General features: G+C 57.9%; 3 protein-coding genes and 1 pseudogene. 3 read left to right on the forward strand and 1 reads right to left on the reverse strand.

Going from position 1 to position 2,888, the window contains the following annotated elements:
• Positions 1-119: 119 nt before the first annotated feature.
• Entirely contained in the window at positions 120-677 is a 558-nt protein-coding gene (locus ACPYOJ_RS34200) for a DUF4142 domain-containing protein (protein WP_481420196.1), read from the reverse strand.
• A gap of 130 nt (positions 678-807) precedes the next feature.
• On the opposite strand from ACPYOJ_RS34200, the gene ACPYOJ_RS34205 reads away from it, so the two are divergent.
• The 3 genes and pseudogenes from ACPYOJ_RS34205 to ACPYOJ_RS34215 all read left to right on the forward strand — a co-directional run.
• Positions 808-1,008: a hypothetical protein gene (locus ACPYOJ_RS34205; RefSeq protein WP_481420197.1), complete on the forward strand. Its 201-nt coding sequence runs from the start codon at positions 808-810 to the stop codon at positions 1,006-1,008.
• Between the two features lie 37 nt (positions 1,009-1,045).
• Positions 1,046-1,234: pseudogene (locus ACPYOJ_RS34210) on the forward strand (GNAT family N-acetyltransferase); the annotation flags it as partial.
• A gap of 1,325 nt (positions 1,235-2,559) precedes the next feature.
• On the forward strand, positions 2,560-2,888 hold a 329-nt coding region (locus ACPYOJ_RS34215), incomplete at its 3' end, for a CorA family divalent cation transporter (RefSeq protein ID WP_481420198.1).

The raw sequence follows: 2,888 nt of genomic DNA on the forward strand, positions 1-2,888 counted from the left end.
TCTGAAATCATTCCGTACCTCCGGTCCGGTAATGAGGACAGATCACGAGAGTTCCGGAACGATGATAACGAAGAAGGGCAGAGTTCGCTCCGGCCTTCTGGGCGATGTCTGCAAGACGATCAGCCGACCTTCGACTTCAGCATGTCGAGATGGTCGATGTGTTCCTTTATCTGACCGCGGGCGAGCTTGGTAACGCTGAGGCGCTCCCGGTTCTGTCCGATCTTCAGGTAGTCCTCCTGGATCGTCAGCAGCTTCTTGTGGCCGTCCAGCTGGGCGGTCACGTATGCCTTGTCGAAGTCCTGGCCAGACGCTGCCTTCAGCTTGTCGAGCGACGACTTGCCTTCGGGGTCGAGCATAGCTTCGACTTCGGACTCGGTCGGCGGCTTCAAAGCGCCCTCTGCCTTGCCGTCGGTTTCCATCGATTTCAGGATGTCGGCGATTGTCTCCTGCTCGGCGACTTCCCATTTCGCGAATTCCTTCACCATCGGGTCGGATGCCTTGTCGACGGCGACGCGGCTTGTCGCCAGCGACAGCGAGCCGACCTTCTTCGTCTCGTCGGCGTGCTTCTTTTCAGCGTCGCCGGGAGCAGCGGCCGTCTGGGCGAAAGCAGGCATGGAAAGGAATGCCGGGACGGCGGCGGCGAAGGCTGCGGATGTCAGAAGGGCGCGGCGGTTCATGAAGATCTCCTCGTTGGAACGCGACACCGAACCTCGTCGGCGGCTGAAAGTTCCGGCATGATCCATGGCGATGCCTGGATCGGAACTTCCTTTCGCCGGGAGGGTTAGCTTGTGAGAAGGAGCAATCACCATGGGAATGAACAAGCCGAAGGACGGTGCGCCAGGCACCACGGACCAGTCGCCGCGATGGGAAGGCCCACAGGAAAACACGCCGCGAGGATATCTGCCCGCAAAGGACGATCCCGACCGCGCGGAAGACGCCAATGAAGAGACCAATGCCGATCCTGAGGTCAAGAAGATCTCGGACGGGCTGAAGCAGAAGGGCGAGTGAGGCGTATCCCACCGTCCTCAAGCGCGAGCATTCGCATGAGGGCTACATCTGGAGCGTCTATACGGATCCCGCCCGTCGAGCGCAGGGCGTCGCCAGGCGACTTGTCGAGATGGCGATCGATCACCTTGAGCGATGCGGCTGCACATGGTCGTTCTGCACGCCTCCGAAGCCGGAAAGAAGCTGTATTCGGGCCTGGGATTCGAACTCGCGACCGAGATGCGATTGAAGTTCTCGTCGACCGCAAACCTTCAAACAAGCTAGCGCTGCACGGCTTTCCTAATCGTCCAAAACGTCTTCCCGAACTGTGACGACACGCTTCCTGCTCAAAAGGAGCTCCATGCACTGGCCGCCAATTTGGCTGGCATCGACGGGGTTCTTACGTCATCCAGCTTTGCCAACGCGGATGAAGGGCGGACCATCGTCGCCGACGCCCAAGCGGATGTGACGATAACATTTCTAGGTCTGTTTCTGAACAATTAGGGTAGGCGTCCATACCGAAGTGAAACGCGCGACGCACAATGTCGAAGTGGCGCTCGTACTGGATACCACCGGTTCAATGGCCGGCAGAGGATCGCCGATTTGAGAACCGCGGCGGCGGATTTGATCGATATCGTCGTCCAGGACAAGCAGACTCCGGCCTACTCGAAGGTCGCCCTTGTACCCTATTCGATGGCAGTGAACGTCGGGAAAGATGCCCAGGACATCCGCGGATCATATACATCCGGGACCTGCACCAGTCCCGGATGCCAAAAATACAAGTTCAGCAATCCATCTGGCCAGAACAATACGTTTTCGATCATCACGTGCGTCACCGAGCACTCAGGTACAGACGCCTATACAAACGTCTCGCCCAGTTCTTCCAAGTTTGGATGAACTACCCCAGTCCAATCCATCCCTGCAAAATACCATCGTTCCCCTGTCAAGCGACAAGCTCGCGCTGAAACATGCGATCAGTTCACTTCAGGCCGGCGGACCGACCGGCGGGCATATTGGGATGGCTTGGGGATGGTATCTCGTTTCACCAAATTTCGGGTATCTCTGGCCCAGCGCCAGTGGGGCGAGAGATCTCGTGGCGAAATGCGCAACGGATTCATCACAGGTCTATCTGCCGTCGACAGGGGAGGCGTTGAAGGACGCCTTCCACGCGATGGCCAAGACATATCCAAACTGAGAGTATCAAAATAAAAGCGCAAGCTGCCTTTGGTATCGTCGCCGTCTTAGTGGCTTCCCACGTTCAAACGCGCCCGTATCGCGATCAGCGCGAAGGAGATGCACCTGGTAGCACTTGCGGCAACGGGCACGGCCGTTGAGGGGCTTCCGACGCAAACCGCGTCGTTGCCGCGATCTCGTCGAGCGCCTCGGCAAAAGCCCTTGACTTGATCCACGGTTGAGCGCATTCGGACGTCGATGGCACCCGCAAACTGCCGTCGACTGAAAGGAAACCGACATGAACCCCGACAGTCGAAGTTCGACGTCATCGCCACGGCTGTTCCGGTAATTTGATCCAGGGGTCGATGCTCCGGTCAGGTCGACGGTCTTTCAGGAGAGCATATGTTGCGCACCTACTGGCACGATGCCGATCATCTGGCATTCGTCCCTTCCATCCTCACTCCAGAAACAACCGCCGTTCCGGTCTGGTACGATTTAATCAACCCGACGCCGGAGGAAGACAAATCGGTTGAGCATCAGCTCGGTATCTCCATTCCGACGCGGGACGAGATGGAAGACATCGAGTTGTCTGCCCGCCTTTATCAGGAAAGTGGGGCGGAGTTCATGACGATGACCGCGCTCACCAACCTTGATGGTGATACACCGATCAAAACGCCCATCACGTTCATTCTCAAGGGCCCGACCCTCGTTACGGTGCGATACACAGAGCC

Source organism: Rhizobium sp. SVR5-9E (assembly GCF_056755095.1).